Origin of the sequence: Nonomuraea sp. NPDC049141 (assembly GCF_040648415.1) — a bacterium.
GTDB lineage: Bacteria > Actinomycetota > Actinomycetes > Streptosporangiales > Streptosporangiaceae > Nonomuraea.
The window spans coordinates 378,529-392,847 of the sequence record NZ_JBEZDR010000003.1 but is presented as its reverse complement, the minus strand read 5'-3'; the positions used below and the strand labels follow the sequence as shown (position 1 = coordinate 392,847).

At 69.6% G+C, this 14,319-nt stretch carries 12 protein-coding genes and 1 riboswitch; of the genes, 8 read left to right on the top strand and 4 right to left on the bottom strand.

Annotated elements, in window-relative coordinates:
* Positions 1-50 precede the first annotated feature (50 nt).
* The 4 genes from AB0B91_RS10440 to AB0B91_RS10425 form a co-directional block, all read right to left on the bottom strand.
* Positions 51-1,058 (bottom strand): D-ribose ABC transporter substrate-binding protein, encoded by a 1,008-nt coding sequence (locus AB0B91_RS10440; RefSeq protein WP_358318000.1) that lies wholly within the window; start codon positions 1,056-1,058, stop codon positions 51-53.
* Positions 1,059-1,123: 65 nt separating this feature from the next.
* Complete coding sequence (locus tag AB0B91_RS10435) at positions 1,124-2,230, bottom strand: ABC transporter permease (protein WP_358317999.1); 1,107 nt, start codon at positions 2,228-2,230, stop codon at positions 1,124-1,126.
* Positions 2,223-3,806: a sugar ABC transporter ATP-binding protein gene (locus AB0B91_RS10430; protein WP_358317998.1), complete on the bottom strand. Its 1,584-nt coding sequence runs from the start codon at positions 3,804-3,806 to the stop codon at positions 2,223-2,225. The genes AB0B91_RS10435 and AB0B91_RS10430 overlap by 8 nt, the downstream gene beginning before the upstream one ends.
* A complete protein-coding gene (locus AB0B91_RS10425; protein WP_358317997.1) occupies positions 3,806-4,462 on the bottom strand; it encodes a DUF2291 family protein in 657 nt (218 codons plus the stop codon). Before AB0B91_RS10425 ends, AB0B91_RS10430 begins: the two co-directional genes overlap by 1 nt.
* Positions 4,463-4,737: 275 nt before the next feature.
* Between AB0B91_RS10425 and AB0B91_RS10420 the strand changes: the two genes are divergently transcribed.
* The 8 genes from AB0B91_RS10420 to AB0B91_RS10385 all read left to right on the top strand — a co-directional run bounded on the left by AB0B91_RS10420 (position 4,738) and on the right by AB0B91_RS10385 (position 14,318).
* Positions 4,738-6,375 (top strand): glycerol-3-phosphate dehydrogenase/oxidase, encoded by a 1,638-nt coding sequence (locus tag AB0B91_RS10420; protein WP_358317996.1) that lies wholly within the window; start codon positions 4,738-4,740, stop codon positions 6,373-6,375.
* Positions 6,376-7,887 carry an FGGY-family carbohydrate kinase gene (locus AB0B91_RS10415; RefSeq protein ID WP_358317995.1) on the top strand — a complete coding sequence of 504 codons (1,512 nt, stop codon included), beginning with the start codon at positions 6,376-6,378 and terminating at the stop codon, positions 7,885-7,887.
* Positions 7,884-8,669 (top strand): triose-phosphate isomerase, encoded by a 786-nt coding sequence (locus tag AB0B91_RS10410; RefSeq protein ID WP_358317994.1) that lies wholly within the window; start codon positions 7,884-7,886, stop codon positions 8,667-8,669. Before AB0B91_RS10415 ends, AB0B91_RS10410 begins: the two co-directional genes overlap by 4 nt.
* A 36-nt stretch (positions 8,670-8,705) precedes the next feature.
* Complete coding sequence (locus tag AB0B91_RS10405; protein WP_358317993.1) at positions 8,706-9,512, top strand: DeoR/GlpR family DNA-binding transcription regulator; 807 nt, start codon at positions 8,706-8,708, stop codon at positions 9,510-9,512.
* Between the two features lie 159 nt (positions 9,513-9,671).
* Positions 9,672-11,201 carry a M28 family peptidase gene (locus tag AB0B91_RS10400; protein WP_358317992.1) on the top strand — a complete coding sequence of 510 codons (1,530 nt, stop codon included), beginning with the start codon at positions 9,672-9,674 and terminating at the stop codon, positions 11,199-11,201.
* A 91-nt stretch (positions 11,202-11,292) separates the two neighbouring features.
* Positions 11,293-13,164, top strand: coding sequence for a cytochrome c oxidase assembly protein (locus tag AB0B91_RS10395; RefSeq protein ID WP_358317991.1), 1,872 nt, complete (start codon positions 11,293-11,295; stop codon positions 13,162-13,164).
* 58 nt (positions 13,165-13,222) lie between these two features.
* A riboswitch (adenosylcobalamin (AdoCbl) riboswitch) is annotated at positions 13,223-13,371 on the top strand.
* Positions 13,372-13,560, top strand: a complete 189-nt coding sequence (locus AB0B91_RS10390) for a CbtB domain-containing protein (protein WP_214640246.1) — start codon at positions 13,372-13,374, stop codon at positions 13,558-13,560. It begins immediately after the preceding riboswitch.
* 8 nt (positions 13,561-13,568) lie between these two features.
* The gene (locus AB0B91_RS10385) at positions 13,569-14,318 is read left to right on the top strand and encodes a CbtA family protein (RefSeq protein WP_358317990.1); all 750 of its coding nucleotides are present in this window, start codon (positions 13,569-13,571) and stop codon (positions 14,316-14,318) included.
* The last annotated feature ends 1 nt before the right edge of the window (position 14,319 follow it).

Sequence of the window (14,319 nt, the reverse complement as noted above, 5' to 3'; positions counted from 1 at the left end):
TCATACGCCCGGGGAGCGGGTGCCCGCTCCCCGGCCGGGATTACCCCCGCTCACTTGTCCATGACGAACGGCGCCTGGTACTTGTCGACGTTGTCCTTGGTGATGAGCACGCAGTCGATGCTCTGCTTCTCGTCGGCGACGCCGGTCTTGCCGCTCTTGAGGTACTCGACGGCCTGGGCGACGGCGTTCGTCGTCCCCTGGACGATGGGCTGGAGCACCGTGGCCACCATGGTCCCGGAGCGCACCGCCTCGACCGCGTCGGCGTTCCCGTCGAAGCCGAGCACCTTCACCTTGTTGATCTTCTTGGCGTCGGTGAGGGCCTCGATCGCGCCGAGGGCCATCTCGTCGTTGCCGGCGATGACGCCGGTGATGTCCGGGTGGGCGGCCAGGAGGCCCTCCATCTTGTCCTTGCCCTGGGCGCGGTCCCAGTTCGCGGTCTCCTGGCCGACCTTCTTGAGGTCGGGGTAGGCGGAGATGACGGCCGCGTAACCGTCGGAGCGCACCTTGGCGTTGTTGTCGGTCGGGTTGCCGAACAGCTCGACGTACTTGCCCTTGCCGTCCATCGCCTTCACCCAGGCCTCGGCTCCGATCGTGGCGCCCTGGGCGTTGTTGGAGATGATCTGCGACTTGGCGATCCCCTGCTTGGAGATCTCGGCGTTCACCAGCAGCACCGGGATGCCGGCGTCGGTCGCCTTCTGGACGGCGGCCACGGACTCGTCGGCACCGGCCGGGTCGAGGATGATGGCCTTGACCTTGTTGCTGATGGCGGTGTCGATCAGCTGGTTCTGCTTGTCGGGATCGGCCCCGTGGGCGTTGACCGTGGCCTGGAAGCCGGCCTTCTCGATCTCGGCCTTGGCGGTGTTCGCCTCCGCCTGCCAGTAGGAGTTGGCCAGGTCCACCGTGATGACGGCGATGGTGCCGCCCTGGGCTGCGGCGGCCGAGGCGGGTGCGGCGCTCTTGGCGGAGCTCGAGGCGGAATCGGAGCCTGAGGAGCCGCAGGCGGCGAGGCCGAGTGCCATCACACCCGTCGCTGCCATGGCGGCGATCTTTCGGAACATGTGGAGCCTTTCGCGAACACTGGTAGTGCAGACGGCGCGCAGCGGGCCGTCCGGGGTACGTCGGGTCACACCGGGGCGGTCATGCGCTCCGACGGCTTGGGGGGTGACAGCGCGGCCTTGGCGGACCGGCGCTTCTGGAGGGTCTGCTGGAGCTGGTCCAGCGCGACCGCGATGATGATCACGGCGCCCTTGATGATCTGCTGCCAGAACTGGGAGACCCCGACGAGGACGAGGCCGTCCACGAGGAAGCCGATGACGAAGGCGCCGATGAGGGTCCCGCGGATCGTGCCGCGGCCGCCCGAGAGCGCGGCGCCGCCGATCACCACGGCGGCGATGGCGTTGAGCTCGAAGAACTCGCCTGCCGCCGGGGTGGCCGAGGACAGATCGGCCGTCAGGAGCAGGCCGACGGCCGCCGCGCACAGCCCGGACAGGAGGTAGATGCGGGTCTTCACCTTTTTGACCGGGACGCCGGACAGCTCGGCCGCGCGCTCGTTCCCGCCGGTCGCGTAGAGCCAGCGGCCGAACGGGCTCTTGCTGAGCACCACCGCGAACACCGCGGCGAACAGGATCATCGCCCAGACCGGCATGGGCAGTCCGAGAGGCGAGCTCTTGAGGAAGGTGAGGAAGCCGGTGTTACCCAGGCCCGCCTGCCCGCCGAGCTTGGAGAACGGGGTGCCGTTCGTGATCAGGAGCGCGACGCCGCGGGCGACGTACAGCATGCCGAGCGTCGCGATGAACGGCGCGACCTTGAGCCTGGTCACCACCAGCCCGTTGACCCACCCGGCGAGGGTCCCGACGCCGAGGGAGACGACGATCACGACCCAGACGGCGGGGTAGACGAAGAGGTCGAGGCTGTTGAGCTTGAGTCCTTCGAGCAGCATGCCGGCGATGACGCCGGACAGGCCGACGATCGAGCCGACCGACAGGTCGATGCCGCCGTTGAGGATCACCAGGAGCATCCCGATCGCCAGGATCGCGTTCATCGCGACGTGCCGGGTCATGACGATGAGGTTGTCGGCGCTGAGGAAGTTGGGCGACAGCAGCGAGAAGACGACCACGATGAGGAGCAGCGCGAGCAGCGCCCGCCCCTCGATCATCAGGGCCCTGGTGTTGATCTTGCGGAGGGCGCGCGGCGCCGTCGCGTTCACGGCGGCCTGGCTCAACTCACTCACTGGCGGTTCCCATCGGCTGGATGCCGACCTCGGATTCTCCGGAGGCGGCCATGATCTCTTCACGTGAGGCTGTGCGCGGGTCGAACTCCCGGACGACGCGGCCCTTGGACATCACGACGATGCGATGCGACGCGGTGATCGCCTCGCCGATCTCACTGGTCACGTAGAGGACCGCGAGGCCCTTGCGCGCCTCGCGGAAGAGCAGGGAGAAGATCTCGCCCTTGGCGCCGACGTCGATGCCGCGGGTCGGCTCGTCGAGAAGGAGCACCTTCGGGCCGGTGAGCAGCATCTTGCCGATCACCACCTTCTGCTGGTTCCCACCGCTCAGCGACGTGATCGGCGCGGCGGGACCGGCGGTCTTCACCCGGACCTCGGAGATCCCGTCCCGGATCCGGGCGGCCTCGCGTCCACGGGAGATGAAGCTGGAGACGACGAAGGATCGTGTCATCTCCAGCAGGCTCGACAGGGACAGGTTCTGGCCGACGGACATCGACTGGACCAGCCCGTCACGCTGCCGGTCCTCGGGGACGAGGCCGATACCGAGGTCGATCCGCTCCGCGATGGACGTGCCGGAGAGGTCCCGGCCACCGAGCTCCACCCGGCCGGAGGCGATCCCCCCACGGCCGGCCAGAGCCTCGACCAGCTCGGTCCGGCCGGCGCCCATGAGCCCGTACAGGCAGACGATCTCGCCGTACCTGACGTCCAGCGAGACGTCGTTGACGGCGAGGCGGCCCTCCCCGGTGGCGTCGACGACCTTGAGGTTGCGGATGCTCAGCGCGACGTCACCGCGGTCCCGCTCCGCGTCGCGGAAGTCGTACTCGGCGGCTCGCCCGACCATCTTGCCGACCACCCAGGACAGGTCGATATTGGCCGCGTCCTCGGTGGCCACCAGCTCGCCGTCGCGGAACACGACCGCGTGATCGGAGATCTCGATCGCCTCCTCCAGGTGGTGGGAGATGTAGACGATCGCGACCCCGTTGCCGGTGAGGTCCTTAATGACCTTGAAGAGGACCTCGGCCTCCGGGGCGCTGAGCGCGGAGGTGGGCTCGTCCATGATCAGGATGCGGGCGTCGAGCGCCAGGGCGCGGGCGATCTCGACGATCTGCTGCTGCCCGATGCGGAGGTCGGCGACGAGGGTGTTGGGGTCGATGTCCTCCTCGAGCCGCTCCATGAGCCGCTGCACGACCTTGCGCTCACCGCGGTAGTCCACCGTGCCGAACAGGCCCCTGTGCTCCCGGCCGATGAAGATGTTGTCGCGCACGCTCATGTTCGGGCAGAGGTTGAGCTCCTGATGGATGATCGAGATGCCCTGCTCGACCGCCTGGTTGGGCGAGCTCAGCTCGATCCGCTTCCCATCGAGTTCGAGGTGTCCCGAGGTCGGGGATTCGACGCCGGCGATGATCTTCATCAGCGTCGACTTGCCAGCCCCGTTCTCGCCGAACAGGACGGTGACCTTGCCCCGGTGCACCTCGAAGTTGACCCCCTTGAGGGCCTGCGTCGCGCCGTAGTGCTTGGTGATGTCCACTGCCCGCAGGACGACGTCGGACCGGTCGGGGCTCGCGGCTTCGCGGAACATCAGCCCGCCACCTCGATCTTGACCGGAGTGACGAGGTAACTGCCCTCCGGGCCGGTGTTGGTGACGTAGACGGCGACCACCGACGCCTTCGCGCCCCGCGCCGCGGCGACGTCGACCTTGCCGGCGACGTCCGCGAGCATCCTGGTCTTCAGCTCGTTGGCGACCTGCTGATAGTCGGTCTGGTTCTGGAAGTCCTTGAACTTGAGGGTGCCGGGGACGTCGCGCAGGGCCGTGCCATTGGCGGCCTGGCCCACCGCGATGCGGACCACGCTGCCTTTGGGCAGCCCCGCCACGTCGACGGTGAGAAGACCCGCTTCGGCTTCGGTGATCTTGCCGGTGAAGCGCACCGGGATCGCGTACTTGTCGGTGCCCGCGATGTTGCCGTACTTCTTGCCGGCGGCCTCGGGGTCGGCGGCGACCGCGGTGGCGACCTCCTTGAGGTCCACGGCCTTCGCCTCAACGGCGCTCACGATCTTGGGGTACTGGGCGGCGGCGAAGTCCTTGGCGTTGAACTCCGCGGGGTTGAGCGCGGTGACCTCTTTCCCGGACAGGAACCTGGTGTCCATGGCCATGGCGACCAGGACGGCCACGATCACGACAGGCCAGACGAGGCGCGCGAGCAGGCGAGGCGGGCGGGCGGCGGCTGCGGTGCTCATCGGACTCGGGGACTCCTTTCCGGGAACGCACAGGTGAGAGGCGACACGGGGGGCGAGATGCGGGGTGCCTGTCACGCGTTCATGGGAACGTAACAGAACATAACGTTATCTATCAAGATTTTTTTGTTATGTACGCCAACGGATCTCTAGAAACTGTGACTCAGGTCACATCATGCTAGATTTATCACGCGGCTCGCGATAGTGTCCTCGCGATTTCATGTTAGAAATAACGCCGCGTATCTCATACAGACATGAGATGATCCCTCAGGAATGTGATGAGCAGCTCCCGACACCGCTCCCTCCAGCGCCTTCAGCACGAGTTCGACCTGCTCGTCATCGGTGGCGGTGTGAACGGGCTGGGCATAGCGTGGGACGCGGCCGAGCGCGGCCTGTCGGTGCTGGTGATCGACAAGGGAGACTGGGGAAGCGGCACGTCGTCGTGGTCGTCGCGCATGATCCACGGCGGGCTCAAATACCTGGACAAGCTCGAGGTGGGACTCGTCCGCGAGTCACTGCGGGACCGGGAGTGGCTGCTGCGCCGCGCGCCACACCTCGTCGCGCCGCTCCGGTTCGCGCTTCCGTTCTATCGGAACAACGCGCACCACCGCTTCGCGTTGCGCGCGGGGATGGTGCTCTACGACGCCCTCTCCTTCGACAAGTCGCTGCCGATCCACCGCACCTACGGGCGCAGGAAGACCACGGCCCTGCTGCCCGGCCTGTCACGGGACGGCCTCCAGGGCTCGGCGGTCTACTACGACGCGCAGGTGGAGTACGCCGAGCGGCTCTCCGTCGAGATCATGCTCGCCGCGCGGGCGGCCGGGGCCACCACGCTCAACTACGCCGCGTCCACCCGGTTGCGGGTCGAGCACGGCCGCGTGGTCGGGGCGTCGGTTCGCGACGTGATCACCGGCACGGTGCACGAGGTGGCGGCGCGTTTCACCGTCAACGTGGCGGGGCCGTGGGCCGACTCCGTCCTGTCCGGTTCGCTACCCGCGCCCGAGCGGCTGATCGGCGGCACCAAGGGCACGCATCTTGTCGTGGAGCCGTTCCCCGGCTCGCCCGGCTGCGCGATGTACTACGAGGCGCTCAGCGACGGCCGCCCCCTCATGGTGATCCCCTGGCTCGGCAGATACCTCATCGGGAGCACGGACGAGCGGTTCGAGGGCGACCCCGGCACGGTCGGGGCCGACCAGGGGGAGATCGACTACATCCTCGCCGAGACCAACCGCCTCTTCCCCGCCGCGAACCTGAGCGAGGACAGCATCCTGTACACCTACACAGGAGTCAGGCCCCTTCCCTTCGCGGCGAGCGGCGACCCCGGAGACATCACGCGCAAGCACATCCTGCACGACCACAGGCCGGGGCTCGACGGGCTGCTCTCGATCGTCGGCGGCAAGCTGACCACCTTCCGTACGCTCGCCGAGCACGCCGTGGACGAGGTGAGCGGCCGTCTGAGCAGGAGGACGGCGTCGCGGACCCGCGGGCTCGACCTCCCCGGCAGCCCACCCGAGGGATCAGAAGAGTTCGGGCGCGCGTTCGAGCGGGAGAGTGAGCTCCCGGCCGCCGAGGCACGCCGGCTGGCGCGCGTGTACGGCGCCCGCGCCCGCCGGGTCGCCGCCCTGATCGCCTCGTCCGATGCCCTCTCCCAGACCGTCGTCCCCTCGATCGGGCTGCGGGCCGGCGAGGTCGTCTTCACGATCAGGGAAGAGGAGGCCGTCAGCCTCGCCGACGTGCTCGCCCGCCGAACCATGATCGGCCTGGAGCCCGACCTCGGCCAGGGAGCCATGGACGCGGTGGCCACCGTCTGCGCCGCCGAACTCGGCTGGGACGACGCGGAGACCGCCCGGCAGAAGGCCACCTACCTGGCCTACCTCCGGAGGTTCCGCGAACTCGAGCCGCGGTCCGTGGTCTAGATGGGACCCTGCCTCCTCGGCGTCGACGCCGGATCCACCGTCACCAAGGCCGTGCTCTTCGACGAGACCGGCCGTGAGATCGGCCAGGCCGCGCAGCGGGTGCCGCACAGCTACCCGCGCCCCCACCACGTCGAGCGCGACCAGGACGAACTGTGGGAGGTGACCTGCTCGGTCATCCGGGAGGTCGTCGACACGACCGGCGTCCGGCCCTCGGAGGTCGCGGGCGTCGCGGTCACCTCCCACGGGGACGGGATCTACCTGGTCGACGAGCGAGGCAGGCCGACCCGGCCGGGCATCCTCTCCCTCGACACCCGCGCGGCGGGCCTGGTCGCGGACTGGGAGCGCACCGGCCACTGTGCCGCGGTCCTCCCGCTCAGCGGGCAGAAGCCCTGGCCGGGCTCACCGGTCTCGGTGCTCGCCTGGCTGCTGCGCAACGAACCGGACGTCATGGCCCGGACGGCCTACGCGCTGCCGGGCAAGGACGTCATCAAACAGCGACTCACCGGCGTCTTCTCCACCGACCCGACGGAGTCGAGCCTGTCCTTCACCAACGTGTACTCGCAGGAGTACGACCGCGAGACGCTGCGCGTCTTCGGGGTCGAGGAGCTGTTCCGACTGCTGCCGCAGGTGATCCCCTCCCATGAGGTCGCGGGTGAGGTCACCGGCGCGGCGGCGGAGCGGTGCGGCCTCCTCCCGGGCACGCCGGTCGCCTCGGGGGCGCACGACGTCGACTGCGGGGCCATCGGCATGGGTACGGTGCTCCCCGGCCAGCTCGCGATGATCGCGGGCACTTTCAGCATCAACGAGGTCATCTCCGACGCGGCCCGGGTGGACGAGCGGTGGAACGCCCGCGCGTTCGTCGTACCGGGCCAGTGGATGAACATGTCGCTCTCCCCGTCGAGCGCGGCCAATCTCGAGTGGTTCGCCACCCGGCTCGCCGCCACCGACATGCGGGCGGGAAGCGCCGTCGGCCGGCCGTTCGGCTTCGTGGAGGAGGATCTCCGCGCGATCGAGTCGACCCCCAGCGACCTGGTCTACCTCCCCTTCCTCTACGGCTCCCCCTACCCGGTGGACGCGAGTGCGGCCTTCGTCGGACTGCGCGGGTGGCACGAGCGCGGCCACCTGCTCCGCGCGGTGATGGAAGGGGTGGTCTTCAACCACCGCCACCACGTCGACGCGCTGCGGGACGGGTTCGACGTCACCGACATCCGGCTCACCGGCGGGGCCGCCAACAGCGCGCGGTGGGTGCGGATGTTCGCCGACACCTTGGCCGCGCCGGTGGGCGTGAGCACCGTGCGGGAGGCGGGCGCGCTCGGCTCGGCCATGCTCGCCGGCATCGCGGCCGGCCTCTACGCCGACCTGCCGCAGGCCGCCGCGGCGGTCGGCACGGAGCCCGTGATCTGCGAGCCAACTCCCGGCGGTGTGGCGCGGCAGGAGGAGAACTACCGGCGCCACCAGCGCGTCGTGAAGAAGATGACGGCCGTCTGGGCCGAGCTCGAGGAGAACCGATGACGTGGATCGGCACCAGCTGGAAGATGAACAAGACGCTGGCCGAGGCACGCGCGTTCGTCGACGGTCTCGTCGCCGCCCGGAGCGCGCTCGACGGGGTCCGGGCCTTCGTCATCCCGCCGCACACCGCCATCGCCGCCGTACGCGAGCGCCTGCCGTCCGACGTCCCCCTCCTCATCGGCGCCCAGAACGCGCATTGGGCACCCGCCGGGGCCTACACCGGCGAGGTGTCGATGGGGATGATCGCCGACGCGGGCGCGACGCTCGTCGAGATCGGCCACTCCGAACGCAGGGAGTGCTTCGGCGAGACCGACGAGACCGTGGCGCTCAAGGTCGAGGCCGCCGTCACGGCGGGTCTCACGCCACTGCTGTGCGTCGGCGAACCGGCCGGGGTACGCGCCGCCGGAGGGGAGAACGACTGGGTCGCCGGGCAGGTGAGCCGGGGGCTCTCCCGAATCGCCACGCATGACCGGCACCGGGTCGTCGTCGCCTATGAGCCCGTCTGGGCGATCGGCGACCTCGGCCGGGAGGCACTGCCGCACGAGATCGCCCCCGTCATGGCGATGCTGTCGGCCCGCTTCGGGCCCGATGGGGAGGCGCCCAGCGGGGTCGCGGCCGTTCTCTATGGGGGAAGCGTCAACCGGCTCAACGCGGCGGCGTTGCTCGGCGTACCCGGAACCGACGGCCTGTTCGTCGGCCGCGCCGCGTGGGACGTCGCGGAGTTCGTGGAGTTGGTGCGCATCGGGGCTCGGGCCGGTGCCGCGGGACGGCTGGATACGAGATAGTCGGAGGCGGGATATCCCGATCCGGCAGGAGGTGCGATGAAGGAACTGCCCGCGGAGGGCCGCCTGGATCGGCAGCGAGCGCGCCAGCGCGCGATCGCCGCGGACGTGATGGCGGATGGCTCGGTCCGCATCGAGGCACTCGTGGAGAAGCACGGGATCAGCCTGATGACCGCCCACCGCGACCTCGACGCGCTCGTCGCCCGGGGGATCGTCCGCAAGAGCCGGGGCGTGGTCACCGCCCTGCCGTCCAGCCTCGTCGAGGCCAGCGACCTGTTCCGGCGCGGCCGTCAGCAGGCCGAGAAGGCGGCACTCGCCCGAGCCGCCTGCGCGTGGATCGAGCCGGGACACTCCGTCATCCTCGACGACTCCACCACCACCTTGACCCTCGTCCCGCTGCTCCGCGACAAGGCGCCCCTGACGGTGATCACGAACTTCGTGCCCGTCATCGAGGACCTCACCGGCGAACCGGACCTCACGCTCATCGCGCTCGGCGGCCGCTTCCATCCCTGGGCCAACTCGTTCATGGGGCACATGACCGTCGCGGCGATCCGCCAGGTGCGCGCCGACATCGTCATCATGTCCACCTCTGCCATCACCGACGACATCTGCTTCCACCAGACCGAGGAGACGGTCGACACCAAGCGTGCCATGTTCGACTCGGCGGCCACCCGGCTGCTGATCGTCGACCACACGAAGTTCGACCGCCGGGCCCTGCACGCGCTCGCCCCGCTGACCGACTTCGACCAGGTCATCGTGGACTGGCGGACGCCGGCGGAGCACGTGGAGCGACTGCGGCGCAAGGGCGTGGACGTCACCGTGGCACCCGCGTCACGCGGTCATTGACGTCCTGGTTGTTGGTAAAGACATGCCTGAGTAGGCAGATATCCGTTTTTCAGATGGTCGGCTCTTAGAATGACGTGATCATCTGCCTGGCGGTCGCCAGGTTCTTCCCGGCTGATGGTGTCCGGATCGCACTACACCCATGCCAGTTGGAGGAGCCCTATGCGTACCGGTGTCTACCGTGCCCTCGCCGTGGTCACGGCACTCACCCTCGCCCCGGTCGCCGCCCACGCCGACCCCGCCCCCTCCGAGCGGGAGCTGATCGACTCCGTCTCCGTCCCGATGGTCAAGCAGCACCTGGGGGCGTTGCAGGCCATCGCCGAGGCCAACCACGGCACGCGCGCGGCGGGCACCGGCGGCCACGACGCGTCGCGCGACTACGTGGCCGCCAGGCTCAAGAAGGCCGGCTACAAGGTGACCATCCAGCCGTTCGACTTCCCCTACTACGAGGAGAAGTCCACCGCGCTGATGGAGCAGATCTCCCCCGACCCCGAGCTGTACGCCCCGACCCCGCCCGGCGGCTCCCCCCTCGGCGACTTCGCCACGATGAACTACTCCGGAGCCGGTGAAGTCACCGCGACCCTGCAGAACGTCGACCTGATCCTGCCGCCCGGCCCGACAGCGAACACCTCCACCTCCGGCTGCGAGGCCGCCGACTTCGCCGGGTTCACGCCGGGCAACATCGCGCTGTTGCAGCGCGGCACCTGCACCTTCCTGGTCAAGGCGCAGAACGCCCAGGCGGCCGGCGCCGTGGCCGCGATCATCTTCAACGAGGGTCAACCGGGCCGGACCGCGACTCCGCAGGGCAACCTCAGCACACCCGTCTCCATCCCGGTCGTCGGCGCGAGCTTCGCGGTCGGCGAGGAACTGTCGTCCCCCGCGGGCACGGTGGTCCACCTCAGGACCGACACGATCAGCGAACTCCGCACCACCGACAACGTGCTCGCCGAGTCCACGTGGGGCGAGTCGAAGAAGGTCGTCATGTCCGGAGCGCATCTGGACTCCGTGCCGGCCGGACCGGGCATCAACGACAACGGCTCGGGCAGCGCCGCGCTCCTGGCCGTCGCCGAGGCGCTCGGCAAGGTCCCCACCAGGAACAAGCTCCGCTTCGCCTGGTGGAGCGCCGAAGAGCTGGGCCTGCTCGGCTCGACGTTCTACGTGCGCAGCCTGAGCGCCGCCGCCCGGAACAAGATCAAGCTGTACCTCAACTACGACATGATCGCCTCACCGAACTACGTCTTCAACATCTATGACGGCGACGACTCGGACGCCACGGGCGCTCCGGCCGGCCCGCCCGGGTCGGACGAGATCGAGAAGCTCTTCGAGAAGTACTTCGACACGCTGAGGCAGAGCCACAGCGGCACCGACTTCGACGGCCGCTCCGACTACGGCCCGTTCATCGAGGCGGGCATCCCGTCCGGCGGCCTGTTCACCGGCGGCGAGGGCATCAAGACGGCCGGGGAGGCGGCCCTGTTCGGTGGTACGGCGGGCCAGCCCTATGACGCGTGCTACCACAAGGCCTGCGACACCGTGGCCAACATCAACGACCGGGCCCTCGCGTTGAACACCGGCGCCATCGCCACCGCCACCGTGGTCTACGCCTACAGCCGCGACCTTCCCGGCCCGGCCGCCGCCGCGAAAGCCGCGGTCGCCGCTGATGATGCTGAGCTTGTTGGCAGAGTCGCGCGATAAATCTGGGTCGAACCTCGATAAGGGCGCGGACGTAACCGTCCATAGGGGACGCTTGCCCAACTGAGGGATGCTCCCGACAAAGGAGGACGCGGTGCTGTTACCCGGGCGTCGGGCTCTCTTGTACGGAGGCCTGGCCATCGCGGTCGGCCTCCTGGCGCTGGCCGTCGCCCTGTGGATCGGCGGAGGCGGACCGCCGCCGCCGATCAAGGGGCTGCCGACTCCCGGCCCGTTGACCGTCTGGGGACTGTCGGTGACGCGACTGGCGCTGGACCTTTGCTCCATCGCCACGGTGGGAGCACTGGTCGCCGGAGTTGTCCTCGCCCCCCGCGACGCGCCGGAGGCGAACGCCTGCGTACGCGCGGCCGGCTGGTGGGCGCTGGCCTGGGCGGTCTGCGCGCTGATGACCTACCTGCTGACGCTGTCGAACATCCTCAGCATGCCGGCGAACGAGGTGCTCGGCGACTTCACCCTGTTGAACTTCGGCACCACCCTCCCCCAGACGCAGGCCATGCTCGTCGTGACGTGCACGGCCACGGTCGTGGTGCTCGCCTCCTCCCGGATGAAGGAGGCCGGCCTGCCCCGGTGGACGGGGGTCGCCTTGCTGGTGACCGCCGGGTTCGGCCTGCTTCCTCCGGTCTACGTCGGCCACGCCGCGTCGGCCGGAGATCACGACATCGCGGTCTCCGCGCTCATGACGCATCTGCTCGCGGCGGCCGTCTGGGTCGGCGGGCTGGCGGCCGTGCTGGTCCACTTCCGGAATTCGGACCGGCTCGCGAGCGTCGTGGCCAGGTTCAGCACGCTGGCCCTGTGCTGCTTCGTCGCGGTGACGGTGTCCGGCGTGGCCGGCGCCTGGGTCCGGATGGACTCGGTGCCGCAACTGTGGACGACCCGGTACGGTCTGCTCGTCCTGGGCAAGGTGACGGCGCTGGTCGCCCTGGGCGTGTTCGGGATGATCCACCGCCGCCGCACCATCGCCGCGATCGCCGAACGTACGACACGAGGCACCTTCACCCGGCTGGCCACCGGCGAGTTGATGGTGATGGCCGCGGCCACGGGACTGGCCGCCGGCCTGTCGCGCTCCGCGCCACCCGCCAGCGGCGGCCACAACGACCTGCTGGGCTACGACCTGGCGCCATACTCGATCGGCGCGCTGATCACCGAGATCCGGCTCAACCCGCTGGTCCTGCTCGCCCTGGCGCTTCCGGCCGCCGGTTATCTGGCCGGGGTGCGCAGGCTGGCCCGTACCGGCGACCCGTGGCCGGTGGGCCGTACGCTCGCCTGGTTCGCCGGGCTGGCGGTGCTGGCGGCGGTGCTCGTGGGCGGCGTGAGCGGCTACGCGCGGGCGATGCCGTCGGCGCACGCCCTGCAGTACACGGTGCTCAACGTCATCGGGCCGCTGCTGCTGGCCTTCGGGGCGCCGCTGACCCTGACCGCGCGGGCCATCACCCCCGGATCGCAGTACGGCGACCTCGCCTCGGCGCTCCTGCGCAGCCGCCTGGCCGCGCGGCTCACTCATCCGATCGCCGCCCTGGCCCTTTACGTGCTGCCGGTCGTCGTCCTGTACGGCACCGGCTGGCTGGCCTGGTCGGCCGCCAACCAGGCGGTCCACCTGCTCACCCAGGTGCTGTTCTTCGGCACCGGGCTGCTGTGCTGCTGGCTGCTGGCCGGGGTCGATCCCCTGCCGCGGCCGATCACGCGGCGGGATCGCGCGTGGGTGCTCGCGGCTGTCGTCGCGGTACAGGTGGTGGTCGGCCTGTTCCTGCTGGCCGGGCCGGTGCTGGGCCAGGAGTGGTTCTCGCAGGTGGCTCCGCGCGGCGTGGCGAGTGTGGCGGCCGACCAGGGGCTGGCCGGCCTGGTGTACCTGGTCCTGCCCGTGCCTGCTCTCGCCGCGCTGGCCGTACGGCTGACCCGGTCGCGGAAGACCGCACTCAAGCTTGTCGCCCGCGTGGACGTGCCGGTGTGAGCTCTGTGAGCTGCGCGTTCATGGTGTGCGTGTTGACGCGAACGGGATGAAGGGATACGTTCCGGTAGATTTCACGATTGGCCAAGGGAAATCCGGTGAGAAGCCGGTGCGGACGCGCCACTGTATCCGGGACGTAGATCCCGGGAGCCAGGTCGCTTGGCCACCGTGACCTCGTTTGTTGGGACGCGTCATCCCTGAGGAGGCACTATGAGTGGCCTGACCACTCCCACGTCCGTTCCCTTCCCCCGCCTGCGCCCATGGCTGCTGGCCGTACCCCTGCTCCTGTTGGTGGCCTATCTGGTCCTGATGGACAACGGAGCGATCTCACAGACCGGCAACTACCTCCACGAACTCATGCACGACGGGCGGCACCTGCTCGGCGTGCCGTGCCACTAGGGGTCGGCGTGGTGCGCACCCTGCTGGTCAGGGGGCTGCTTCTGGGCCTGCTGGCCGGGCTGATCGCCGGTGGTTTCGCGTTCGCCTTCGGCGAGCCGAGTGTGGACAGCGCGATCGCCCTGGAGGAAGCCGCCCAGCCGCCCGCGGCCGAGGCGGCCGGTCACGATCATGGAGAGGAGGCGGTGGTCAGCAGACCCGGCCAGAAAGCCGGGCTGTTCCTGGCCACCGGGTTGTACGGGCTGGCCGTGGGCGGAGTGTTCGCCCTGGTGTTCGCGGGGTTGCGGGGGCGGGTCGGCCCTCGCTCCGAGGGCGGGCTCGCGCTGGCCGCCGCGGCCACCGCTTTCGTGGCCATCATTCTCCTTCCATTCCTGAAATATCCCGCCAACCCACCAGCGGTCGGCGATCCGGAGACGATCAACAGCCGCACCCTGCTCTACGTGATCATGATCGGGGTCGGGCTGGCCTCGACCGCGATCGCGGTGGCGAGTGGGCGGCGGACGCAGGGCGGGCCGTGGGCACGCTGGCTCGTCACGGTGGTGACGTTCCTGGTGCCGGTGATCGCCGCCTGGGCGCTGCTGCCCGCGGTCAACGAGGTACCCGCGAACTTCCCCGCGACCTTGCTGTGGGAGTTCAGGCTCGCGTCGCTGGGTACGCAACTGGTCTTCTGGACCGCTTTCGGCGTGCTCTTCGGCTGGGCCTGCGATCGAGCGGCCCGCCGCCCGGCCGCGGTTCCCGTCGCGGTGCCCACACCGAGCTGAG

Coding starts and splice junctions, on each gene's coding strand:
- AB0B91_RS10400 (WP_358317992.1), top strand. CDS start 9,672: ATGCGTACCGGTGTCTACCGTGCCCTCGCCGTGGTCACGGCACTCACC.
- AB0B91_RS10425 (WP_358317997.1), bottom strand. CDS start 4,462: ATGAGCACCGCAGCCGCCGCCCGCCCGCCTCGCCTGCTCGCGCGCCTC.
- AB0B91_RS10405 (WP_358317993.1), top strand. CDS start 8,706: ATGAAGGAACTGCCCGCGGAGGGCCGCCTGGATCGGCAGCGAGCGCGC.
- AB0B91_RS10390 (WP_214640246.1), top strand. CDS start 13,372: ATGAGTGGCCTGACCACTCCCACGTCCGTTCCCTTCCCCCGCCTGCGC.
- AB0B91_RS10430 (WP_358317998.1), bottom strand. CDS start 3,806: ATGTTCCGCGAAGCCGCGAGCCCCGACCGGTCCGACGTCGTCCTGCGG.
- AB0B91_RS10420 (WP_358317996.1), top strand. CDS start 4,738: ATGAGCAGCTCCCGACACCGCTCCCTCCAGCGCCTTCAGCACGAGTTC.
- AB0B91_RS10410 (WP_358317994.1), top strand. CDS start 7,884: ATGACGTGGATCGGCACCAGCTGGAAGATGAACAAGACGCTGGCCGAG.
- AB0B91_RS10415 (WP_358317995.1), top strand. CDS start 6,376: ATGGGACCCTGCCTCCTCGGCGTCGACGCCGGATCCACCGTCACCAAG.
- AB0B91_RS10440 (WP_358318000.1), bottom strand. CDS start 1,058: ATGTTCCGAAAGATCGCCGCCATGGCAGCGACGGGTGTGATGGCACTC.